We start from the raw sequence: 23,891 nt of genomic DNA on the forward strand, positions 1-23,891 counted from the left end.
CAGAAAACTAGGGCAAACCGTGGTGGGTGCGACAGGGATTGAACCTGTGACCCCCGCCGTGTGAAGGCGATGCTCTACCGCTGAGCTACGCACCCGGTTTGTGATGGCTTGATACATCTAACTTGGATGGTTTGGCAAGAGGCAAACCACCATTAAAATCAAAAAAAATCAGATATTTTGTAGATAAGACTTCATTGCCGGAGTGAGCTCAGGCTTTGCCCGCATTGGCCAGACACGCCACTGCCATGCAGCATGCCGGTCAGGCCAATGCGGGGTGTTTTTAGGCCAGTACTTCGGGGTTAAGCCGGTAGCCGCCACCTTCGGTTACCAGCAAAGATGCATGGGCCGGATCGGGCTCGATTTTCTGCCGCAGGCGGTAAATATGCGTTTCCAGCGTATGGGTTGTTACTGCCGCATTGTAACCCCAGACCTCATTCAGCAGAACCTGCCGTGGCACGGGGCGTGTTCCCGCACGGTACAGAAACTTCAGAATGGCTGTTTCTTTTTCCGTCAGCCGAATACGGCGGTTTTTAACGGGTTCAAGCAACAGCTTGGCAGAGGGGCGGAAGGTATATGGCCCGATTGAAAAAACCGCGTCCTCGCTGTTTTCAAACAGGCGCAACTGTGCACGTAACCGTGCCAGAAGTTCGGCAATACGGAACGGCTTTGCGACATAGTCGTTCGCGCCTGCATCCAGCCCGCGTACAATGTCGGCTTCATCATCCGAGCCGGTCAGCATGATGACCGGCATACGCAGGCCTTCCTTGCGCAATTCAACGCAAAAATCCCGGCCATCACCGTCCGGTAATGAGACATCAAGCAAGATGGCATCACACCGGGCATCTGGGCCCTTCATTTTTTCGCGTGCTTCGGCAAGAGTTGCGGCTTCCAGAACCAGAAACTCGCCATCCACCTGCAATTGTTCCGTCAAAGCGCTGCGGATGACCTGATCGTCGTCAACAACCAAAATGGGGCGTGCACCCGTCATGTGGTTCCATCTCCTTGTGTCAGCCGTATAAGTATGTGGCTGCCTGACCTATTCTTTTGCTACCGTGCCACGAAACATCACGCAACGTAAGAACCGACATGATACGTGAGCCGCATGGCAGGCCATGAACAGAGGCAGGATTGTTAAATGATAATACACGTGTGGCCTACGTCTGACAGCCACAGCGATGCAAAACTGCATTGCGGGCAAACAATAATGCCCGCCGTCATTGGCAAAAATGGTGTGACCCACCGCAAGCGCGAAGGCGACATGTGCACGCCGGTTGGCCATTTCACTCTCAGAAAAGTGTATTATCGTGCAGATCGGGTTGCGCTCCCGATGACCTCTTTGCCGGTCGCTCCCATATCGCCACAGGATGGATGGTGTGATGACCCCGGCTCCGAACTCTATAATCATTTTCTGGCACTCCCCCACCCTGCCCGGCACGAGATGCTGTGGAGAGAGGACGCCGTTTACAATATTATAGTTGTCATTGGTTATAACGATTCACCCGCAGTGCCGGGCAAAGGCTCTGCTATTTTCATGCACCTACAGCGCCCCGACCGGACGCCTACAGAAGGATGTGTAGCCCTGAGCGAACACGACCTGTTGGCGGTTCTGGCATCTGGCGCCACTACCATAACCATTCATGCCACAGCAGATGCTCCGGCTTAGGCTGTCTGCCCGGTTGCGGGCGGAGGCATGAGACCAATAGCGACCAGACCGGGCCAGAAGGGAGGTGCTGCGTCATCTTCCAAGGAGACTACGGTAATGGCAGCACCTTTCTGGATAACCAGAAAAATCAGGAAATCACTGTTTTCCATGAGCAGACGTTCCTTGTTTTCTTCGGTAACGTCCTTGGCAACAAAGCGCCAGCCCTGTTTGATGAGTGTTTCCAGCAGGGTAAAATTCCACCCGGGCTGCCCAAGCACCTTCCCTCGGGCATCGCGGCTGAGTCCTCGGTACTGATCCAGCCGCGCAATGCCGGGACTAACCTGATAAACACGCTGATGCCCGAAATGAGGGGCCAGATGCGCGCAGACCAGCCCATTATAAATGGCGTCAGGCGTTGCGGCGATCAGATAATCGGCCGGTCGTTCCTCCAGACTTTCAGCCCCTTCTTCGGACAGAACCTCTGCGCACAAAACGGGTACTCCGGCAGTTTGTGCATTTTTCAGGTCTTTGGCGGAACTGTCTACCAACAGCACGGGGGCACCCACAGTATGCACGACCTGTGCCAGTTGGGTGGACCACTCATTGGCTCCGACAATAGCCAGTGCAGGCTGGTTGGAGAGAGTTAAATGCAGCTTACGGCCCAGTGGGATAAGGGAAAAACCATGAAGAATCATGGTTGAGGCAATCACGGCAAAAACTGCGGGCATGACCAGACCAGCACCCGGGTAGCCTGCGTCTTCCAGCCTTACGCCAGCAATGCCAGCAACGGCGGCAGCGACAATGCCGCGTGGAGCAATCCAGCCAACAAAGAACCGCTCCCCCCAGCTCAGGCTGGACCCCATGGTGGCCAAGCCTATGCCCAAAGGACGGACCAGAAACAGAACCGCCAGAGTAAGCCCGCCAATTGACCACGAAATGCTGGCGAGCTCATGGCGTTGCAGGTCTGCTGCCAAAAGCACAAACAGAACAGAAACAATCAGCACAACCAGCGCTTCTTTCATGCGCTGGAGTTCACCCATGCCGGGAATACGCAGGTTGGCCAGCCCCATGCCAAATACGGTAGATGCAATCAGCCCGGCGCCGTCCATGCTCAGTGTGCCCACCACATACAGCATGAGAGCAAGCGTAATAAAGAGCGGCATCTTCATGATTTCGGGCAGAAGATCACGTACACATACCCAGCGGACACACCACGCGGTTCCTACGCCAAGGCCAATCATCAGAATGGCGCTTACCAGCATGTGGGGAATGATCGCGGTAAAAAACGTACCCGATCCTTCGCCGGGGTGCATCAGCAGAACCTCAAGCACCAAAGTGGCGAGAATGGCACCAACCGGGTCGTTTAAAATGGCTTCCCAGCGCAAAAAAGCGGCGATGCGGGGTTTGAGCTTGGCATGCCGTAAAAGTGGAAGCACCACTGTTGGGCCAGTGACAACAACGATCGAGCCGAACAGGAAAGCAGGCCCCCAGCCCATACCGCCAATATAATGGGCCGCCAGCCCCCCGAGGAGAAAGTTGATGGGAAGAGCAACCAGCGTCAGACGCAGGACCCCTTCCCCCGCCTCTTTGAGTTGGCGGAAATCAAGCGCCAACCCCCCTTCAAAGACAATAAGGGCTACGGCAAGGGAGACGAGAGGATGAAAAGCCGAACCGATCATTTCTGACGGGTGCATAATCTGCAACACTGGCCCATAGAGCAGACCCAGCGAAAAGAGCAGAACAATCGCGGGCAACCGAAAGCGCCATGCCGTCCATTGTGCGAGCATACTGCCACCCAGCACAAAGAAGACGAAGAGAATTACACTATCGGTCATGCGGGTCTATCTCGTGGTCAGATGTGATCCATGTTCTTTTGTGCGCAAAGCATAAAGGCATGGCAGTTATACATCAAACCATGAGGATAGACCGCATGGGAACCTGAAAAACGCGTTCTTTACGGAAAATGATCAGCTTGACGGCAGGTTGCGTTCCAGAACAGCGGCAAAAAAACCATCAGTTTCATCCCGTGCTGGTGTCAGGCTGATCATGGATTTTTCACGCAGGCTGTCGGGCAATGATGCCGACCCGGATGGCACAAGAGAAAAGTCGGGGTGGCGGGTCAGGAACTGCTCCACCTGCCCTGCATTTTCAGCCCGGAGCAGAGAGCAGGTTGCATAGATCATGCGCCCACCCGGCTTAACCAGATTGGCGGCACGGTCCATGATGGCTGCCTGCTTGACCAGCAACTCCTCCAGATCGACCTGTGTGGTACGAAAACGCGCATCCGGGTTACGGCGCCACGTGCCAGTACCGCTGCATGGTGCATCCACCAGCACACGGTCAAAGGAAGCCGCGCGCCGTTTGGCCCATTTATCACCTTCGGTCAGCAGGTGGCGTTCCACATTGTGCACACCGGCCCTGCGCAGCCTTTTAACTGCCCCTTCGAGCCGCACGACAGAAACATCGCAGGCAACAATATGGCCCTTATTTTCCATCATCATGGCCAAGGCAAGTGTTTTGCCCCCGGCGCCAGCACAGTAATCCAGCACGCGCATACTGGGATCGACCCCCGCCATAGCCGCGACGAGCTGGCTGCCTTCATCCTGAATTTCAACCAGCCCATCCCGAAAAGGTTTGCTGGCCGTTACGGGCTGACGCCCTTCAAGCCTGAGGCCCCAGGGGGAGAGCTTTGTCTCTTCCGCATGCAGTCCCTCACGCGCCAGGGCGTGCATGGCCTCAGAACGGGTGGTGCGAAGCATGTTGATCCGCAGGTCCAGCGATGCAGGGTCCGCCATGGCCTGTATTTCGGCTTCAAGGTTATCGCCGAATGTTTCTTCCAGCCGTGGGAGGAGCCAGTCCGGCACTTCCAGCCGCACTGCGCGTGGCATGTCATCACAGGCAAGGTTTTTGCCGACCAGTGCTTCCAGCACACCCCGTTCGGCGTCACTGAGCGCACCAGCGGCAAAACGGCCCCCACCATAGATGGAGACCAGTTTTTCCATGGGGGTGCGGTCAAATACCAACTGGGCACCGGCAAGCATGCGGGGGCTGGCGGCACTTCCATTCTGCTCCAGCCACCACCCTAGCCTGCGCCAGTTGCGCATGATGTCCCACACAAGGCCGGAAATGGCACGCCGGTCGCCGCCGCCAATGTAGCGTCTTTCCCTGAAAAAGCTGTTGGCAACGGCATCCGCAGGTTTGCGTGGTGCCGCCTCCATAGCCACCAGCAGGTCAATGCTGGCGGCAAGTCTGGCAGTAGGTGTCATAAAGGCTGATCAGTCCTGACGGTAATTGGGAGCTTCACGCGTGATGGAGACGTCATGCACATGGCTTTCACGCAGGCCCGCGCCGGTAATGCGGCGGAACTTTGCACGCACCTGAAGATCACTGATCTCACGCGAGCCGGTATAGCCCATACCGGCTTTTAACCCACCAACAAGCTGATGAATCACAGCGGCCATACCGCCCTTGTATGGCACGCGCCCTTCAATCCCTTCGGGCACGAGCTTGAGGGTATCCTTGACCTCCTGCTGGAAGTAACGGTCAGCCGAGCCGCGCGCCATGGCGCCAAGGCTACCCATTCCCCGGTAGGACTTGTAGGAGCGCCCCTGATACAGGAACACTTCGCCCGGTGCTTCTTCCGTGCCAGCCAGCAAGGAGCCGATCATCACCACGTCTGCCCCGGCCCCAATGGCCTTGACAATATCCCCCGAAGTGCGGATGCCACCATCTGCAATGCAGGGCACGTCCATCTCTTTACAGGCCAGAGATGTTTCCAAAATGGCAGAAAACTGCGGAACGCCAACACCGGCAACAATACGCGTGGTGCAGATGGACCCCGGACCAATGCCGATTTTAATGCAATCAGCCCCGGCGGATACAAGGGCGCGTGCGGCTTCTGGCGTTGCAACGTTACCGGCAATGACCTGAATATCCTCATCCAGCGCCTTCAGCCGTTCTACAGCCGCCAGCACGCCAGCAGAATGACCATGTGCGGTATCCACCACCAGCACGTCTACCCCAGCGTCAATGAGCAGTTTGGCGCGGTTGAACCCATCATCCCCCACGCCGGTTGCGGCAGCGCAGCGCAGGCGGCCCATGCTGTCCTTGATGGCCAGAGGGTGGGCAACTGCCTTGTCCATATCTTTTACGGTAATAATACCAACGCAGCGGTCTGCATCGTCCACAACCAGCAGTTTTTCAATGCGATGTTTGTGCAGCAGCTGGCGTGCCGTATCCGGATCAACGCCGTTTTTAACCGTGACCAGACGGTCCTTGGTCATAAGCTCAGAAACACGTTGCGTGGGGTCCACGGCAAAGCGGGCATCGCGGTTGGTCAGGATGCCGACCAGCTTCTGGGTGCCGGGCTGGACAACTGGCAGACCACTGATGCCGTGACGGTGCATGATCTCACGCACTTCAGCCAGCGTCTGGTCCGGCCCGACGGTAACGGGGTTGACCACCATGCCTGACTCAAACCGCTTGACCCGGCGTACGTGCTCGGCCTGTTCCTCGGGGTTGAGATTTTTGTGAATAACGCCAAGGCCGCCCTGCTGCGCCATGGCAATAGCCATGCGTTCTTCAGTAACCGTGTCCATAGCGGAGGAAATCAGGGGGATGTTAAGCTCAATGGAGCGCGTGAGGTGTGTACGCACCATCGTTTGGCCTGGCACGACATCGGAAGCGGCCGGGACGACCAGAACATCGTCAAACGCCAGCGCTTCAGTAACACGGCTGTAGGGAGAGGAAGTCATGCAGCGGGCACCCTTGCTGAATTACAACGTGGCGGGTTAACCCAGTAGCAAAGCATTGCCTCAGGTCACCCGACCTTTGGCGCTTCCTCTTATGACTTTGGCCGGGTAAACGCAAGCACTCAAGCGCATTATGCTCCATGTTTTTTTAAAAGCGCGTTTTAAATGCAGGATTATAGCGGGTGTGAATGACCTAACCGCTTATTCACACCCCGCATTGCTCCGGAGCATGCGTGGCTTCTGCCGCACAAAAGCGACCTTTTTTGCGCAGGCTACCAGCATGGCATTCTCTGCGCATTCGTCGCGCTCCCGCGCACTCAGCAATGTCATGCGCCACCGTTCCCGAATAGTCTCACGCGACCGGTCAGGGGTTTGCGCCTGTGCAGTTGATACTACCTGATGAACAGACATATCCGCCTCCTCTTGCTGTGCCACCAACCCTATACGTAAAGAGCACAGTCCGGGTGTGACCGTTTTATGATCTGTCTTTGCTTTTCCCGCTGGTATCATCACCCACCATGCACGTAATGAAAAACCGCCGTCTCAGGCGAAGGAATATTTCCACTTTGAACGTGGAGAGAAAGCGCGGCATACTGCGGACATGATCCATCGGTTGCCATTTATTCTGTCCTGTTTTGCGACACTAAGCTTTATGCTGCCTCTTGCGACCACAGCACAGGCCGGGGGCACTCCAGCAGATGGGCACACAGGCGGTACGCTGCGTATTCTGGCTCAAAGCGATTCAGGCACACTTGACCCCCAGATATCCTACACTGCTCTGACTAAAATGATTGAGACGCCAGTGTATGATACCCTGCTGGCATACCCAAAATTTGCTGGTGCAACTGCGCATCCTGTTATTGCCAATCTGGCCGAGGCCGTTCCCGTGCCAGAGGACGGTGGGCGCACTTACCGGCTGACCCTGCGCGACGGTTTGTTTTTCTCCAATGGCAAGCCTGTAACGGTTGAGGATGTGGCAGCGTCTTTCCGGCGTTTGTTCAAGGTTGGCAGTCCAACAGCGGGGCCATATTACGGGGCCATTATTGGTGCACAGGCCTGTCTGGAAAAACCCGCAGCCTGCACACTCGCTGGTGGGGTGGAAACCAACGCGCAGACACGGCAGATTACATTCCACCTCAGCACTCCCGACCCCGAGTTTCTGGACCGGTTGGCATGGATGCACGCAGCCATTTTACCAGCAGACACACCCGCGACCGATATGGGCAATACGCCCATAGCTGGAACTGGTCCGTATCGTATTGCGGAATATGACCCGACAACAGTGTTACGTCTGGAGCGGAACCCGTTTTTTCATGAATGGTCGCATGATGCGCAGCCTGCCGCGTATTCTGACGAAGTGCGTATTCTGTTTGGTATGGATGCCGAATCAGCCGTAACCGCTGTGGAAAATGGGCAGGCCGACTGGATGTATGACAATATTCCTCTGGACCGTCTGGGGGAGGTCGGGGGGCGCTATGCGGGACAGGTGCGGATATTCACGCCGCTTCTGTCGTACTTTGCCATGTTAAACGTGCATGAGCCTCCCTTTACGTCCCTTAAAGTACGTCAGGCACTGAACTATGCGGTAAACCGGCATGCCATGATTATTTATCGTGGAGGCCCCGCTGTTGCCTCCCCCCTGTGCCAAATTTTACCCAGCGGTATGCCCGAGTATCAGCCGTTCTGCTTTTATACTCTGGGGGCATCGCCTACACACCCGGCGGAAAAATGGGTCAAGCCTGACATGGAAGTCGCCCGACGCCTGGTCAGGGAGAGTGGAATGGCGGGGCAAAAAGTCACCATTATTGTACCATCTGAGCAGCACGGAAGTGCCACTGCGGAAGACATACGCTATACTCTGGAAACACTTGGATTTAAGGCAACAGTGCGCAGCATTAGTCCGGCCATAGCATTTACTTACATCCAGAATACCCGGAACCATTATCAGATCGCCCTTGCCGGATGGAACGCAGATTACCCATCAGCCTCCAGCTTCCTGCAAACCCTGTTCTCGTGCGAGACATTTCATCCCAATTCTGACAATTCCCCCAATTATTCGGGGTTCTGTGACCCGCAGATTGACCAGTTGATGCACAAGGCCGCTACACTGGCGCTGACGGACAGATCTGCGAGCAATCACGTTTGGGCAGATGTTGACCGGCACATCATGCAGCAGGCCCCTTTTGTGCCCCTGACCCAGACGCAACGTGTTGTCATGTTCTCCCGCCGGGCAAAAAACATTGTCGTCACCTTGAATGATGAAATCCTCTACTCTCAAATCCAGCTCCACTAAGGCGGCCAGACTATCCCCCCGACTGCTGTACCTCCCGCACAACGTCATGAACAAAGCGGAGCTTTGCACGCACACCTGCGGTCAGGACAAAAGGATAAAAGTCGGCCAGCCCCATGGAGCGGTTGAGACTATTGACGGCATAGGTCAAGGGAAGCCACGCCCGGATGATCTCATCAAACGGCATGTGCAGGTACGGATCATGCCCAGATGTGGGAATGGCCTGAGCATTGGGGGGAGCACCAATGGTCATATCGTAGGACAGGGCTGTTTCGAATGTGGAGACGATATGAAAATAATGCGCCCAGGTTTCTGCAAAATCCTCCCATGGGTGGGACATAGCATACAGGCTGACATAATTTTCGCGCCAGTTATCTGGCGGCAGGCGTGCATAATGGTTCTGTAAAGCGGCCTGATAATCCAGACGTTCATCACCAAATACTGCGCGGCACTGCTCCAGACGGCCGCCGTCACGGATGAGCATGTTCCAGTAATAATGCCCGATTTCGTGCCGGAAGTGCCCCAGGAGAGTGCGGTAGTACTCGCCCATTTTCACGCGCATGCGTTCTCGGTACGCGTCATCCGCCTCTTTGGCTGCTATGGTAATCACGCCATGGCTATGCCCTGTCATGATCGGTGGGTCGCCATCGGCTGAATCATCCAGAAAATCGAAGACAAGCCCCTCCTGCGGGTCCTGCTGGCGGGTTTTAACAGGCAGCTTCAGGCGTAGAATGGTATAAAAAAGACGGTGTTTGGCATTCTCCAGTTTGCGCCAGCGTTCCATGTTCCCCGGTATGTTCAGGTTGGGTATGACCCTATTGAACTGGCAAGCAAAACAGAACGCCCCTGTATCCTGCGCGCTGGGGCTCATCCAGTTACACACGTCATAGGCATGGTTGGCACAAAACACGTGGTCTTCTGTGCTGTTATTGCACCCAACCGCGCGCCATACTCCCTGCCCTACTGGCACGAGTGCTGCAAGGTTTGCCGCTTCGGGCATGTAACCCAGTGGGGAGTTACATTGGTCACAACGGGTGTTTTCAAAAAAAAGTAACTGTCCGCAAGACTGGCAGGTAAAGCGCTTCATTCCGCCCTCTCCTTGTCTGTTCAACAGTGCTTACGGGTCTTATGTAAACAGGCGTTCAACCTGCATGGATACATCAAATGTTGCCTCGCAGCAGTCTAGTAGACCAGACACAGGGGCTGCGTTTTCTGGCATAACTGCAACTGCTAACGGAATATGCCCTTCACACGCCAGTAATCCTGATGTGGTGTCAAACCCCACCCAGCCCCGCTCGGGTATGAAAATCTGGGTCCAAGCATGCAAGTCTCCCGTTAGAACTTCCGCCCCTTCGGACGTTGGGGCACTTTGAATGAGATAACCAGATACAAATCTGGCGGCATACCCCCTGCATCGCGCCATATTAACAAAGAGCCATGCGCTGTCCCGACAGGAGCCTGAACCGTTGCGCAATGTTTGCTCCGGTGACCAAATACCCGGTTCCAAACGCCGCTGATACGCAACCCGGCTGGCAATGGCCCTGTTCAGAACCATCATATCCTCCAGCGCATCTCCTCCTGTGCATTTGGGATACTTGGCCAGAAAATCCATAACTTCAGGCGTACAATCCGGCTGGCTCAGATACTGAGCCAATGGTGTGTTCTCACATGTATCGGCTGAGCCGGTCTGAAGTAACGGGTCATAGACCGTCATATCCGCGACAAGAGAAACTTCGATATCAAAATGCGTTAAACGATTGGAAAAACCGACACAGGCTACATCGTTCCCGCAGGAGTCACGTTCCCAGCGGAGGTGGCTTCCTTCGGGGCTGATATGTAGTCCGTAAGATTCAATAGGCGTACGGCTGGTTTGCATGGGGCGCAGGCGGATGGTTTGTGGTCCCATGCTTACGGGGCGGTCATAGCGGTAGCGGGTCCGATGCAAAAGCGTGACGTGTGAACTCATCAGAAATACGGTCCTGCCCTTTTTGTGACCCAACCCACTGTAAGGCTCATATCTGTTATGGCATCAGAACAATAATTTAACGCAAAATCATAGCACTCTCTGTGCCGCGTGCAAGGGACCCATGCAGGTTTGTTCAAACAAAATGTGAGCACGTATTTTGTGCTTGGCAAACGCTCTAAATCCTGCTCCGTTAATGCATAATCGAAACGTTTTGGCGCATGGAACCTGTCCCCGACTTCAGTCCACCACGCCAGATGGGAGGCCTTTATGACGAATGCTTTACACCTAGCCCCTCCCCCAACGCATGGATTGCTGGACGACTACAGGACGCCCGATTTTTTTTGCGAACTCATGAACCGTAAAGTGCCCGCGCCCCCTATTATTGACTGCATAAAAAAACGGCTTTCATCACTACAAATACAGGAACTTCAGAACCGTACCGCATCTGCTGAAGCGCAGCTTTATAGAATGGGCATTACCTTTACTGTTTATACTGACCGCGAAGCCATTGACCGTATTCTGCCGTTTGACGCCATTCCCCGTATTATTACGGCGGATGAGTGGCAACATATCGAGCGCGGTGTGCAACAACGTATTCAGGCCATCAATCTTTTTTTGCATGATATTTACCATGAGCGGCATATCTTAAATGATGGCATAGTTCCTGCTGACTTGGTGCTGCAAAATGCCAATTACTGTCAGGCTATGGTCGGACTGGATGTACCCGGCGGTGTGTATGTTCATATTAACGGTACTGACCTTATTCGTGACCAGCAAGGCCGCTTTCTGGTGCTGGAGGACAATGCCCGTACCCCCTCTGGCGTATCCTACGTTATAGAAAACAGGCACATGATGCTCAGGCTTATGCCTGATCTGGCATCCGGGCTGCCCATCCGATCCGTTGAGGAATACGGACCACGGCTGCACAATGCCCTGTGCGAGGTTGCACCCACGGGGGTGGATGACCCACAGGTTGTTCTGCTTTCTCCCGGAATTTACAATTCTGCCTATTTTGAACATGTTTTTCTATCGCGGGAGATGGGTGTTCCTCTGGTGGAAGGCAAAGACCTGTTTGTGCATGAGCATAAAGTGTTCATGCGCACGGTTATGGGGCCAAAGCCGGTTCATTCCATTTACCGACGCCTGAATGATGAATTTCTGGACCCCCTTGCATTCAATGCGGATAGCCTGCTTGGTGTGCCCGGACTTGTGGAGGCCTACCGCCGAGGCAATGTTACGTTGGCCAATGCACTGGGTACAGGCGTTGCGGATGACAAGGCCGTTTATGCCTATATGCCCCGTATTATCCGTTACTACCTGAATGAAGACCCGATACTGGACAGCGTGGAAACCCATATATGCGCAGAGCCGGAAGGGCTGGCCTATACTCTGGAAAACCTTGATAAACTGGTTGTTAAACCCGTAGGAGAATCAGGCGGATATGGGTTGCTTATAGGCCCGCAGGCTACTCGGGCCGAACTGGATGATTTTGCCAGAAAACTGCGGGATAATCCCGCCAACTACATCAGCCAGCCTACAATTGGCCTGTCTGTAACGCCAACACTGTGCGGCACTTCCGTGGAAGCGCGGCATGTGGACCTTAGACCGTTTGCTGTAACCGGTCGGTCCGTATGGGTTCTGCCCGGTGGTCTGTCCCGCGTTGCATTGCGCAAAGGTTCGCTGGTGGTCAACTCGTCCCAAGGTGGCGGCTCCAAAGATACATGGGTCATGGCATCATGATAATTGTTTCCCCCACTCCCCTCCTGTCCCGTTATGCGGAATGTATGATGTGGCTGGCGCGCTATATGGAGCGCATGGAGAATCTGGCCCGGCTGCTGGAAGTTACGGAAACATTTGTCCGAAATGCTGAGGGACAGACAGCTTGGGATTCCATTCTGGCCATCAACTCGGACGAGAGCCTGTTTGAGCATCTTCATACCACTGCGCAGCCTGCTGAAATTGTGCCGTTTTACGTAACCGAAAGCCGCAATCCGTCCTCTCTGGTGTCGCTCGCCCAGGCAGTGCGTGAAAACGCACGGGCCGTACGCCCCCTTGTGTCCATTGAGTTATGGACGCAGCTTAATGTTTTTTCACGCAATCTGCTTAATCTCAGAAATGGGGACATGGCAGAGCATAACCTTGCAGAGTTGTGCACACGGGTCCGGCAGGATTGTCAGACTCACTTTGGTATTGCCGAGGGCACACTCTACCGCGATCAGGCGTGGCTGTTCTACCGGCTGGGCAAGGCATTGGAACGGAGCGACCAGATTACACGGCTGATTGATATTCGCTATCATATGCTCCTGCCCCGCTCCGAAGCGCCGGGATCGGATATTGATCTGACGCAATGGACATCTGTCCTGCGTTCGGCCGCTGCGTATCATGCCTTCCGGCGCTTGCGCCCTGTAACACTGACACCAGCCAATATTGTTGGTTTTCTGCTTAAAAATGATGGCTTCCCGCGCTCACTCAGTACAAATCTGCGGCAGATAGATGAGACACTGACCCTGCTGGCAGCCCATGATAACCTGCGCAAAATATGCTCCCCGCTGCGGGAATGTGTGGCAGAACTTCGTGCAAGCCTACAGGACCAGACAGCAGAAGAAATTATTATCCGTGGCCTGCATGATTATATGAACTGGATACAGAACCAGATCAGCCATTTACAAAACGCCATAGCGGCAACATTCTGGCCAGCACCTGTTTGTCCCGATGCTGCTGCAGCGATCATAGCAGATCAGGAGCAGAATTAAATGAAGGCAGGCTGAGAACTGCCATTTGGAATGCATGGGCGGAGCGCAGATATCATGATTGGAAAACTCTTTTCTCCAAAAGTTTTCATACCTGTTTTGGCCGCCAGTTTTTGCATAATCAGCCTGCCATCCCTGAACCGGCCGGCCCATGCGGCTTTGGCTGAGGGTGCAAAAGCACCAAATTTTACACTCGAAGGCGCATTGGCGGGGAAAAACATAACGTTTTCCCTTAGGGCTGCCCTTACCAAAGGGCCAGTCGTTCTTTATTTTTTTCCAGCGGCCTTCACCGCAGGCTGCACGCAGGAGGCCCATGACTTTGCTGCGGCTGCCGATCAGTTCAAAGCTCAGGGGGCCACGCTGGTAGGCATAACGGCTGGCAACACCGACAGGGTCGCAGAGTTTTCTAAAGTTGAATGTCGGGACCGTTTTGCTGTGCTGGCTGACCCTGGGGCTCTGACTGCTGTGCTGTATCACTCGGTCAACACCGAGCATCAGACTTTGCTTTCACAACGCACATCATATGTTATTGCACCCGATGGCACTATTTTGTTGAGCTTCACCAGCAATAATCCGGAGCAGCATGTGGCGGAAACACTGGATGCCTTAAAAAAGTGGCACAACAATAAAATGCAAAAATAACACTACGCTGCCTAAAAGGTCATGCTGCATGTGGGCCCAACTCCAATAAATATTGGAAAATTGCGCATGACCTTTTAATATAAGTCCCATGAAGCACAAACAGAATATGATCAGCCGCCGTATTTTTGGCTTTTCGCTTGTGGGTATTGGTCTGTCGTCTTCCTTTGACAAAGTGCTGGCCGACAGCGCCCCACCGCCTGCGCCCATTCCCAAAGCGGCTTTACCTCGGGCCAACCCGGATAAGGCTGCAAAAAAATCGGGGCCGCGTATTTTATGCTATGTTGGCGGCTATACACGTTCCGGTCCTGCTGAAAGTAATGCCACAGGTATTACGCTGTTTGAAATGAATGCACAAAATGGCATTCTAACGCAGTTGGGCCACGTAACGCCCGCAGACAACCCGTCTTTTCTGGCTTTATCACCTGACCAGAACACCTTGTACACCGTAAACGAAATGAGTGATTTTGAAGGCGGCCATACGGGCTCCGTTACAGCCTTCAGGGTTGATCGCCATACAGGTGTTCTAACTAAACTGAATGTCATGAGTAGTGGTGGAGCGGACCCGGCTCATTTGAGTGTCCATCCATCCGGACGATATTTGTTTATTGCCAATTACACTGGCGGCAGCGCCGCTGTCATGCGTATCCAACCAGATGGCAGTCTGGGCCTGCTGACGGATCTTGTGCATAATACCGGGCCTAAAATGCCTGAGCGGGCAGCAGATAATCCTCCCGGCAATTATGCGGTGAGCGATCATTCGGCCTCTCATGTCCATATGATTCAGACAGATGTTGGCGGAAAATTTGTCCTAGCCTGTGATGCTGGGCTGGACAGGGTTTATGTGTGGTCGTTTGATATGCAGAGCGGCACCTTAAAACCGGCAGAAAAACCATGGTTGGCCATGGAGCCCGGCTCCGCCCCCCGCCATTTCTGTTTCAGCCATGATGGCAAAGTAATTTACATTCTGGGTGAGCAGGACTCCCGCGTTGTCGTGGCAGATTATGACACACAGACAGGGGCAATGCAGGTTAAACAGACAGCATCAACCGTAACGGCCCAGTTCCGCGGCAGCACACTGGCGGCTGAAATCATTCTTCATCCAAACGGAAAATTTTTATATGTAACCAACAGGCTGGGTAATGCCATTGCCTGCTTTAAGGTGCATGAAGATGGGTCCATCACCTTGTTTGATGAGGTCTGGGCACATGCGGATTACGGGCGTGCGTTAAGCTTTGACCCATCTGGTCAGTTCGTATTTGTGGCCAACCAGCGCAGTGATTGTATTACGTCTTTTCACGTCAACCCAGACACAGGATTGCTAGAATTTACCTGGCATTTTGTGCCCATAGGCACACCAACATCGTTTGTTTTTACAGTGCTTGATTCTGAGTAGGTATAAGAAAAAAGCGCCGCACCCAAAGGTGCGGCGCATAAGCCTGTTTTACTTGTAGAGGCTGTCAAAAACCCCACCGTCCGAAAAATGCTCTTTTTGCAACTTGGTCCACCCACCAAGGCTTTTAACATCAAATGTATCCACTTTGGGGAACAAGGCTTTGCTTTCTTCCAAAATGGCAGGGTCAACTGGCCGGAAGTAATGCTTTACACCAATTCTCTGACCTTCTGGAGTGAACAGAAAATCCAGATATGCTTTGGCCACCTCTTCCGTACCATGAGCTTTGACGTTTTTATCCACAATAGAAGCCGGAGGCTCTGCCAGAATGGTCTGGGAGGGAACAACAATTTCAAACTTGTCCGGGCCGATATCCCGCGCAGCAAGCAGGGCTTCGTCCTCCCATGCCAGCAGAACGTCCCCCAGATTGCGCTGAACAAAGCTGTTGGTTGCACCTCGGGCTCCCGTATCCAGCACGGGCACGTGCTTGAACAGGTTTTTGAGGTACGCTTTAGCCGTTTCTGGCGTACCATCTTTCTGATGCAGCGCCCAACCCCAGGCCGCCAGATAGTTCCAGCGCGCTCCGCCAGAGGTTTTGGGGTTGGGTGTAATGACCTGCACACCATCACGGATCAGATCGGGCCAGTCATGAATGTTCTTGGGATTGCCTTTGCGGACCAAAAACACAATGGTGCTGGTGTATGGCGTTGCATTGTGGGGCAGCCGGCTCTGCCAGTCGGCTGCGATCAGGCCATGCTGGGCAAGTAGATCAATGTCATAGGCCAGCCCAAGCGTTACAACATCTGCCGGGGCGCCTTCAAGCACGGAGCGAGCCTGCGCGCCAGAGCCGCCATGTGCTGACTTGACGCTCACGGTATCCGCAGGGTGTTCCTTGTGCCACTGAGCGCCAAATGCCTTGTTGACATCAGCATACAGCTCACGCGTCGGGTCGTAGGAGACATTCAAAAGATGATAGGATTCCGCGTAACTGGCCGAAGCCTGAAGCCCGACAAGAAGGGAAACACCCAAAACAGCCGTTGTTTTAAGAACGGCGCGGCGGATCTGAGAAAAGCTGTTCTGTTTCATAAGTCTGTTCCTTAATAATAGCATCAGATTAGAAAGCGGCCTGCACACGACCGACAACCGCATTGCCACTCCGTCCCAGCAAGTCCGTGCTCACACCTGCTGCACTTGAAACACTGAAATGCGTGTAATCAAGCATGATCTTGATATGCTGATTGGGGTACCAGTTCAGCCCACCTTGCCAGACAGTCTGTTTATTTCCACCTGTTTTGCCATCAGCAGCCACAAGGGTTCCTGCGCTGTTGATTGTAGTACCAGATGTGCGCAGGTCAGTTACGCTCCAACGCCCACTGATTTCCAAAGCCCCCCAGTGTCCCTTTGCCGGGTCAAAGTCATATTCAACGCCGGGGGTCGTAAAGGCACCAATTTTTTCATTATATCCGCGCCCGTGGCCGAGTAGTGTATAGTTGGCAGCAACGTACCAGCCATCGAAATTGAGGGATGGTAGGGTTGCATTCCCTGCGACGTTATCATGCTGCACACCAATGTGATAATATTCGCCTTTGAGCAGGAATTTTTTATACCGGAAGCCAAACTGTGGCCCCGCCGCCCAGACTTGGGAAATATTGGTTAATGCACCAGAGGTCAGCAACTGGGTTTCACCCAGCGGCACCTCGGGGTTATCTTTAAGTGCTGTATAGTTTCTGCCACTGCCAGTCTGGTTGACCTTAAAGGCTGCTGTTGCGCCCACACCAACATGCACATCAATGTTTTTAGAGACATAAGGCCGACCTGTGGCGCGGAATACACCACCTGTCTGGCTGTCTGTGATCGTGGTTGTGTTCGTGCGGTCACCATACTTCTGTCCGGTGAAATATCCCGCAACCAGCCAGCGTTTTTCGTAATGTTCGCCGCCAACACTAAACCGGCCAACGCCACCGGCAATGTTACGCACCAGATCAACAATGGTCGGGCGTTCCAGAAACTCAAATGCCCCAGAACGCTCTGCGCTGTCTTCTTCCATACGTGGTTGAAAATACCCGACTGTCAGGGTTGTGTTATGCAGCCCCGTGTAATTCAGGTTCGCCTCAAACAGGCTTACATTACCATCACTATTATTGGCACCAAAATCGGGGGTTACGTTAACAACCCAGTCTTTATAACGCCAGGATAGATACAGGCGAAGCCGGCGGGCATTTTCTGTGAATTTGTTAAAATTCCCAGCAGATTCATGCCCGCGCTGACCTACGCCCATAAAGCCGCCAAAATCTTCCTGCGCCAGAAGGCCAATGGAAAAAGCATAGGCTTTATCATCAGACGCAATCGTCGGGCGGCCTTTGGGGAAGCCGATCTTGATTCCCCCCACATCCACACTCTCATCCTTGGCAGAAGCGGCTTTAAATGCCCCCCATGACTGGACCGGGCTTTCCGGCAAAGCAATCCTGCTTTCATTAGGGCTACGCGGCCCATTGTTTACAGGCACCACCGGGTCTTCCCTGAACCGCGGCTGAGCATCATCTTCATTGCCAGCTATGAGGGTGTGTGGTTTACGGGCAAGCCTGTGGTTTTGCGGTGCAGATGCATGCTCATATTTGTCGACACGTGCTTGCAGACGATGGATTTCCCCCATCATCTCACGATGCATTGCAGCAATTTCCCGCCTCAGGGCTGCATTTTCAGCATCTGATGATGCAGCCATAGTGACGGAAGGCAAAAAAAGGCTAGAAACCGTTGTTGTTAACAGAATGCTCGCCCGAACAGACACAGCCATAAGTTCCCCCAAAACTTAAACATTTTTACTTGGACATATTTCAATTCAACAAAACAGAATTTCTTGTTTTGGAATCGTATCATTCACAACATGAAAGACGCATCATTACCCAGCTTTACCTAAAAAGCACATGAAATGGTTATGGGAAAACAAAGTGTGCACCGCAGGCGTTCTACAGATCACAACGTGTAGAACGCGCCACCCACTCAAGCTATGTTCTGGTTATATTGCTCAAAAGTCGTTTTGAATTTACGGATAACGGAAGTCCGCAGGTCCTGCCCACTGGGGTAGCGCTTGTTATGCAGACTTTGAACGCTTTCATGTGCTGCATAAAAACGACGGGTCCGGCGGTCTTCTTCAAGAATAATGGCACCAACAAATGTGCCGTTGATTTCAATAATACGCGATTCAAACATCTTTTTAATCCTTCCGGGTAATATCTGACCCAGAAGGTTATTAAACCCACTGGTCAGGTGCTGGTATTTTCAACATCACTACATCGGCAAAGCCGACACATTCGACCAAACGGGTTTGTCATCTTGTTACGCTCCTTGTGGGCCACGCTGTTAACGCGTGGTTTTGTATCCACCATATTTCCACGATAGTCAATTATATAATTTTAGAAATCGTTGTTTTTTTATACCACTATAATTGTTGTTATTTATTTATGCTCCGGTATCCCCTGTCATGCAAATGGATAAACACCTCCGGGCTCAGCCGCCCGAAACTGATCCAAACCGCATTTTTCTGCCATGAGCGCAGCTACAAGGGCGTCTTTGGGGGCCTGAATGGCCTCATCTGTCAGTTGAAATGTACCCCAATGAATGCCCAGCGCTTGTGTTGCGTGAATGTCCTTATATATCCGCACGGCTTCATGTGGATTAACGTGCTGCCCGGACATAAACCAGCGTGGTTCGTAGGCACCTATGGGAATCAGGGCAACGTCGGGCGCGCCATATCGGGCATGGAGATTGTGGAAGATCGCCCCATCTCCGTAGGCTGTATCTCCCGCAAACCAGAGTTTGTGTTCGGGTGTATCCAACCAAAACCCTGACCACAGCGCCATGCGCCTGTCAAAAACACCCCTAGCAGACCAATGATATGCCGGTGTCAACGTGACGTTGAATGTCGCATTGAGCGCTATCTGGTCGTGCCAGTCCCCTGCCATGATCCGTGCGTCAGGCAGAAAGCGCCTGATAATACGATCATTCCCTAACGGCACAATCATGAGCGGATCATGGATCGCATGGAGACGCTGGAGTGTGGCTTGGTCAAGGTGATCATAGTGATTGTGACTGATAAGAACCACATCAATAGGAGGAAGATTCTCAAAAGCCACGCCCGGAGCCGTAACCCGCTTTGGTCCGGCCCATGCCACGGGACTGGCCCGCTCTGACCAGACGGGGTCGGTAAGAATATTCACCCCGGCGAGTTGAATGAGCACTGTTGCATGGCCAACCATGGTTATACTCAGGCCAGCTACGTTTTTTTCCGGCATAACGGGTTGAGTAGCAACCGACGTGGGCCATTGCGCAGGCTGAGAGGAGCGCCTCCACCGCCATATGTCGCGCAAGGAGCGGTCGGTCGACGCTTGGCCGGGGTTAAAAAACCGGGACCCGTTAAAATGGTCGGTAACAGGCCCAGCATAGTAGCGATTACGGGACATAGTCAGCGTGATACCGCTCAGGCGTTAAATGCTGGGGGGAGAGAACTCCATTCCGCAGCATCTAACGCCCAAGACAAGAGAGATTTATAAGAGCCTGGCCTACTGCTTTAAGGCTGCATCAATTTCCAGCGCACGTTTTGCCATGGTCAAAGCGCCTTCCCGGCTTGCTGCGCCGCAAATAAAGCGCGCCGGATGAGCAAAGACCGCGTCGCTGACACCGCACGCTTTGGCCAGATTTGCTCCATCCAGCCCAGCCCATGCTTCTGGCAAGGAAATGCGTTGGCCAAAAGCCCCACGCTCTGGTGGTACCGCCTTAACATTCCATTGCCCGCCCCCCGTAGGAGAGACGACATAAATGACAGGCAAGTCATGCTCGAAAATAACTTTTTCGGTTGGCATGCCTGTGTCCATAAGCAGAATGCGCTTATCTTCCGCCGCAGCGTAAGCAGAAAGAACACGATCCATAGCCTTTAAGCTGGCACGGACACGGTCAATGGTGTTGACTAGATGGGATGCAACTGCGGTGGCCGCATTGGCAAACCCCAATGTTTCACGCCGCTTGGCTTCTTCCGGCCCATGGAGTTCGGCCGTGTCCCATGGCGGGCTACAGGCGGAGACAATATCGGCCAAAGACAGCTTGCCCATTTTGGCAACGCCGTTGTCGTCCTGATCGATTGGCACGACCAGTGATTTGTCAATGCTCTGCCAGATTGCTGCAATCGTAGCGTCATCAACCTGTGTTCTGACGAGGTTGCGCACAGCGGCCTTGCCATAGTCCTTCCACAGCAGCCCTGCCGCACTATATGGTGTGCCATCCTCGCGCAGGGGCTTGTTTTTCATATGGTGGTCATAGCGCCCCTTGGTGGGGTCATAAATGCCACCAACGTCAAAAACGATATCTGCGGCCTGAATTTGCTCAGGGTTGCGGGAGCGATAGAATTTCAGGCAGTCATCGGACGTACCGTTCAGAATACGCGCACGCAGATCCCCCATTGGGGCAAGCGCATAATGCAGCACAACGTAACCCAGTGTTTCGTCAACATGGAAGTTGCCCGAGTGGGTCAATGCCGTTGTGGTTGTGGCCTCATGACCAAGGCCGATAGGAGTGTATTCTGACATTATGACTACCTGCAAAACTGAAGATACGCGTTTGTAAGCCTTCTCATGCCGCACAGCCTGACATGAGACAACCGGCTTCCTTCGGATATATGAAGGGAGCGTGGATTTTTCTTGGTTCCAGTGGGCCAGGCCTAAGCCTTATCAGGGGGCCGGACGCACTGGAACTCAGGCTTGCAGGTATGTGCTGTTATTATTTAATGACCGCGCAGGCTACCCGGTCCCCTGCCCCACCAATAGGCTGGCTCTGATAATCGTCAGGGTGGGCATGGATCACCAGCGAGGAGCCATCTGCATCAAGCAATGCGGGCTTCCCTTTCCCTGCCTTGAGGGAGACGAGGGGCGAGAACAGTTCGACCGTGGCGGTGCCGTCTGCCCCGACGAACACATTGGTCAAATCGCCTGCATCGTTCGCATTTGCATTAAGCAGACCATGCACAACTGGTGTGCTGGCATGGACATGAGGCCCTGCACTTGTAAATTTGGGGGCATCACATGCTGCTTTCTCGTGGAAATGCATGCCATGCCAGCCCGGCGTCAGCCCTTTTGCCTCCACGCGTAAGACAACCCCTTTGGGGGCTTCGGTAATCGTAACAGTGCCATGGGCCGCGCCATCTGCACCAACTAGTGCGCCAGAAGCCGTGTCCGCCGCATGGGCCAGAGACGGAAGCAGAGCCATTGCGCATGAGAGGAGAACAAAACGCTTGGTACGAGCTATAACCACTGTGCATGTCCTTATAAAATAAACATTCATGCGCTACGGAAGAATGGGAAAAATGGATCCGCAGGCTCTTATTGCGCATGAGTCCAAGACCCTAAACCATAGCGCACCTGTCTACCATACACCAACTCAGGCACATCTTCCTGTTGTGACTGATAAGGGCCGAACGCAGCGTGTTGCGTATGAGTTCCCGTTGTCTTTATCGACCAGTATTCTGGCTTACAGCTATTGTCACATAAATAATCAAATTTCTGACAGGGCTGAAACTATTTCAGTTCATAAAATACCAACAAAAAATTGATACTTGTCCCATTAAAACTGGTTTTGATGAGCCGAATTATATGGACAAACATATTTTTTGGAAAGAAGATCATAATCAAAACAAGATCAAGCAGGCCGAGCCAAATAATGCATATAACTTCAGTCGTTCTTCTGCTGCTACTTGTTACTGCCGTATCGGGGCCAGTGGCACGGTTGCTGCGGGTTCCCCTGCCGCTTCTGCTTATTACCTGCGGGGTTGTGGCCTCACTCCTTGGGCTGCACATAGAATTCGAGCCTGAAACTTTTCTTCTGCTGTTTATTCCACCGCTCCTTTTTTCAGATGCTTACCTGATGCCCCTGCGCGATTTTGGGGAGTTGCGCTGGCCCATTCTTTTGCTGGCGGTGGGGCTGGTCATTTTTAGTACGCTCGTCGGTGGTTATTTTATTCACTGGCTTTTGCCGGTTGTGCCTCTTGCCGCAGCATTTGCTCTGGCTGCCATTCTCTCCCCCACCGACCCGGTGGCTGTAGGGGGCATGATAGACGCAGACAATGTCCCTCGACGTTTTTTGCATATCCTGCACGGTGAAGCCTTGCTGAATGATGCATCAGGGCTTGTCTGTTTTAAGTTTGCAGTTGCCGCTGCCGTAACTGGTACGTTTTCTGTTCTCAATGCGTCTTTGGGGTTTGTGCTGGTTTCTGTGGGGGGCATTGTTGTGGGCATAGTGCTCACCTTTGGCTTTAATTTTGTTAATCGCATTCTCTCCCGCCATGGTTTTGATGAGCCGACAACACAGATCACTCTGATGACTCTGTTACCGTTTGCCGCCTACCTGCTTGCAGAACACATGGAGCTGTCGGGCATTCTCGCTGCGGTCAGTGCCGGGTTGAGCCTGAACCAGAGCCGCGTCTTTGGTGCAGCACAAACCGCTACACGCCTGCGTGGCAGTGCAGTGTGGGAAATGATTACTTTTGTTTTTAATGGTCTGGTTTTTCTGCTTCTGGGCTTACAACTGCCTGATATTGCCAAGCAGGGAATTTACATGGCCAACAAGGCGGGAGACAGCACATGGTCCTTGGTTAGTACTATTGTGCTGCTTACCGGCGTGTTGCTTCTGCTGCGTCTGGTATGGATATTTCTTCTTGGTGGGGGCCGCGAACTTATTGCAAAAGCCCGTGGCCATAAGTCTGTCCCGGTCCCGTTTATGGAGACAGCCGCCATGACCATAGGCGGCGTGCGGGGCGCCGTAACGCTTGCTGGTATTCTCTCCCTCCCCATTGCGCACGACGGTATGCCGGAATTCCCCATGAGGGACCTGCTGGTTACATTTGCTGCGGGGGTCATTATTACCTCCCTTTTGCTGGCTGCCGTGCTTTTGCCTGCTTTAAGCCGCTCGCTCCGCCATGATGGGGGTGACCCGGTTAACCGGGAAGCAGATGAGGTACGCCGCCTGCTGGCCCTTGAGGCCATTGCTGAAATGGAACGCCAATCCGCCCTTGTGACAAAACAACTGGATGAAACGGCAGCGCAGCAACGTGCGGAGGTGACTGCGGCCCTGATTGCGGAATATCGCTTCCGGCTCAGGTTGCTAGAAGATACGCAGGACGAAAAACGGCAGGATGAGGATACATCCAGCACGCATGATATGACACATAGAGAGACGGCTCTGGCCAGACGGCGGTTTGAGGCGGCCCTGCGCCTCCACCTGCTCCGAACCGAGCGTAAAGCCCTGACCCGCATGCGGCATGAAGGACTGGTCAGTGACGAAACCGAGCGTCTGTTAACCCAAGACCTTGATTTGGAAGAAACCGTGCTCTCAGGAAGTGCCAGAGCATTGCCGCGGCATCTGGATTATAAAGGCGAACCGAAGCTGAGTAGTCCGTTGCTCTACACGGGCTGATCG

20 protein-coding genes and 1 tRNA gene are annotated in these 23,891 nt (G+C 53.5%); 7 read left to right on the top strand and 14 right to left on the bottom strand.

Annotated features, from left to right (window positions below; translation table 11 throughout):
* Nucleotides 1–20: 20 nt before the first annotated feature.
* Together HK26_RS07985 and HK26_RS07990 are read right to left on the bottom strand one after the other, a co-directional pair.
* A tRNA-Val gene (locus tag HK26_RS07985) sits at nt 21–95 on the bottom strand.
* A 185-nt stretch (nt 96–280) separates the two neighbouring features.
* Nucleotides 281–988, bottom strand: a complete 708-nt coding sequence (locus tag HK26_RS07990; RefSeq protein WP_025825992.1) for a response regulator transcription factor — start codon at nt 986–988, stop codon at nt 281–283.
* A gap of 147 nt (nt 989–1,135) precedes the next feature.
* Between HK26_RS07990 and HK26_RS07995 the strand changes: the two genes are divergently transcribed.
* A complete protein-coding gene (locus HK26_RS07995) occupies nt 1,136–1,663 on the top strand; it encodes a L,D-transpeptidase family protein (protein WP_086639298.1) in 528 nt (175 codons plus the stop codon).
* Here the strand turns inward: HK26_RS07995 and HK26_RS08000 are convergent.
* From HK26_RS08000 to HK26_RS13230, 4 genes are all read right to left on the bottom strand, one after another.
* Nucleotides 1,660–3,477 (bottom strand): cation:proton antiporter, encoded by a 1,818-nt coding sequence (locus HK26_RS08000; protein WP_086639299.1) that lies wholly within the window; start codon nt 3,475–3,477, stop codon nt 1,660–1,662. The two genes, HK26_RS07995 and HK26_RS08000, sit on opposite strands and share 4 nt — an antisense overlap.
* 132 nt (nt 3,478–3,609) lie before the next feature.
* Entirely contained in the window at nt 3,610–4,908 is a 1,299-nt protein-coding gene (locus tag HK26_RS08005) for an RsmB/NOP family class I SAM-dependent RNA methyltransferase (protein WP_086639300.1), read from the bottom strand.
* 9 nt (nt 4,909–4,917) lie between these two features.
* Nucleotides 4,918–6,396 (bottom strand): IMP dehydrogenase, encoded by a 1,479-nt coding sequence (gene guaB / locus HK26_RS08010; protein WP_086639301.1) that lies wholly within the window; start codon nt 6,394–6,396, stop codon nt 4,918–4,920.
* A 198-nt stretch (nt 6,397–6,594) separates the two neighbouring features.
* The gene (locus HK26_RS13230; protein WP_143296318.1) at nt 6,595–6,804 is read right to left on the bottom strand and encodes a hypothetical protein; all 210 of its coding nucleotides are present in this window, start codon (nt 6,802–6,804) and stop codon (nt 6,595–6,597) included.
* A gap of 190 nt (nt 6,805–6,994) precedes the next feature.
* Between HK26_RS13230 and HK26_RS08015 the strand changes: the two genes are divergently transcribed.
* The gene (locus HK26_RS08015; RefSeq protein ID WP_257640921.1) at nt 6,995–8,686 is read left to right on the top strand and encodes an ABC transporter substrate-binding protein; all 1,692 of its coding nucleotides are present in this window, start codon (nt 6,995–6,997) and stop codon (nt 8,684–8,686) included.
* A gap of 10 nt (nt 8,687–8,696) precedes the next feature.
* Here HK26_RS08015 and HK26_RS08020 read toward each other — a convergent pair whose 3' ends face one another.
* Together HK26_RS08020 and HK26_RS08025 are read right to left on the bottom strand one after the other, a co-directional pair.
* Nucleotides 8,697–9,770, bottom strand: coding sequence for a zinc-binding metallopeptidase family protein (locus HK26_RS08020; RefSeq protein ID WP_086639302.1), 1,074 nt, complete (start codon nt 9,768–9,770; stop codon nt 8,697–8,699).
* 39 nt (nt 9,771–9,809) lie between these two features.
* Nucleotides 9,810–10,649: a transglutaminase family protein gene (locus HK26_RS08025; RefSeq protein WP_086639303.1), complete on the bottom strand. Its 840-nt coding sequence runs from the start codon at nt 10,647–10,649 to the stop codon at nt 9,810–9,812.
* Nucleotides 10,650–10,916: 267 nt separating this feature from the next.
* On the opposite strand from HK26_RS08025, the gene HK26_RS08030 reads away from it, so the two are divergent.
* From HK26_RS08030 to HK26_RS08045, 4 genes are all read left to right on the top strand, one after another.
* Nucleotides 10,917–12,389 carry a circularly permuted type 2 ATP-grasp protein gene (locus tag HK26_RS08030; RefSeq protein ID WP_086639304.1) on the top strand — a complete coding sequence of 491 codons (1,473 nt, stop codon included), beginning with the start codon at nt 10,917–10,919 and terminating at the stop codon, nt 12,387–12,389.
* Nucleotides 12,371–13,402 carry an alpha-E domain-containing protein gene (locus tag HK26_RS08035; protein ID WP_086639305.1) on the top strand — a complete coding sequence of 344 codons (1,032 nt, stop codon included), beginning with the start codon at nt 12,371–12,373 and terminating at the stop codon, nt 13,400–13,402. Before HK26_RS08030 ends, HK26_RS08035 begins: the two co-directional genes overlap by 19 nt.
* Nucleotides 13,403–13,456: 54 nt before the next feature.
* Nucleotides 13,457–14,041: a peroxiredoxin gene (locus HK26_RS08040; RefSeq protein WP_086639334.1), complete on the top strand. Its 585-nt coding sequence runs from the start codon at nt 13,457–13,459 to the stop codon at nt 14,039–14,041.
* A 106-nt stretch (nt 14,042–14,147) separates the two neighbouring features.
* The gene (locus tag HK26_RS08045; RefSeq protein WP_086639335.1) at nt 14,148–15,434 is read left to right on the top strand and encodes a lactonase family protein; all 1,287 of its coding nucleotides are present in this window, start codon (nt 14,148–14,150) and stop codon (nt 15,432–15,434) included.
* Nucleotides 15,435–15,482: 48 nt separating this feature from the next.
* Here the strand turns inward: HK26_RS08045 and HK26_RS08050 are convergent, their stop codons facing one another.
* The 6 genes from HK26_RS08050 to sodC all read right to left on the bottom strand — a co-directional run bounded on the left by HK26_RS08050 (nt 15,483) and on the right by sodC (nt 21,725).
* Complete coding sequence (locus HK26_RS08050) at nt 15,483–16,517, bottom strand: sulfate ABC transporter substrate-binding protein (protein WP_086639306.1); 1,035 nt, start codon at nt 16,515–16,517, stop codon at nt 15,483–15,485.
* A 28-nt stretch (nt 16,518–16,545) separates the two neighbouring features.
* Nucleotides 16,546–18,225 (bottom strand): OprO/OprP family phosphate-selective porin, encoded by a 1,680-nt coding sequence (locus HK26_RS08055; protein ID WP_086639307.1) that lies wholly within the window; start codon nt 18,223–18,225, stop codon nt 16,546–16,548.
* A gap of 206 nt (nt 18,226–18,431) precedes the next feature.
* On the bottom strand, nt 18,432–18,641 hold the full coding sequence (locus tag HK26_RS08060; protein ID WP_086639308.1) for a hypothetical protein: 210 nt from the start codon (nt 18,639–18,641) through the stop codon (nt 18,432–18,434).
* Between the two features lie 269 nt (nt 18,642–18,910).
* Nucleotides 18,911–19,891 carry an MBL fold metallo-hydrolase gene (locus tag HK26_RS08065; RefSeq protein ID WP_086639309.1) on the bottom strand — a complete coding sequence of 327 codons (981 nt, stop codon included), beginning with the start codon at nt 19,889–19,891 and terminating at the stop codon, nt 18,911–18,913.
* A gap of 99 nt (nt 19,892–19,990) precedes the next feature.
* Nucleotides 19,991–21,010, bottom strand: coding sequence for an MYG1 family protein (locus HK26_RS08070; RefSeq protein ID WP_086639310.1), 1,020 nt, complete (start codon nt 21,008–21,010; stop codon nt 19,991–19,993).
* Between the two features lie 190 nt (nt 21,011–21,200).
* Nucleotides 21,201–21,725, bottom strand: coding sequence for a superoxide dismutase[Cu-Zn] (gene sodC, locus HK26_RS08075; RefSeq protein WP_408736080.1), 525 nt, complete (start codon nt 21,723–21,725; stop codon nt 21,201–21,203).
* A gap of 411 nt (nt 21,726–22,136) precedes the next feature.
* Here sodC and HK26_RS08080 point away from each other — a divergent pair, with 411 nt between their 5' ends.
* Nucleotides 22,137–23,888 (top strand): Na+/H+ antiporter, encoded by a 1,752-nt coding sequence (locus HK26_RS08080; RefSeq protein ID WP_180539442.1) that lies wholly within the window; start codon nt 22,137–22,139, stop codon nt 23,886–23,888.
* The last annotated feature ends 3 nt before the right edge of the window (nt 23,889–23,891 follow it).

Source organism: Acetobacter okinawensis, assembly GCF_002153655.1.
In the GTDB taxonomy this organism is placed as follows: Bacteria; Pseudomonadota; Alphaproteobacteria; order Acetobacterales; family Acetobacteraceae; genus Acetobacter; species Acetobacter okinawensis_A.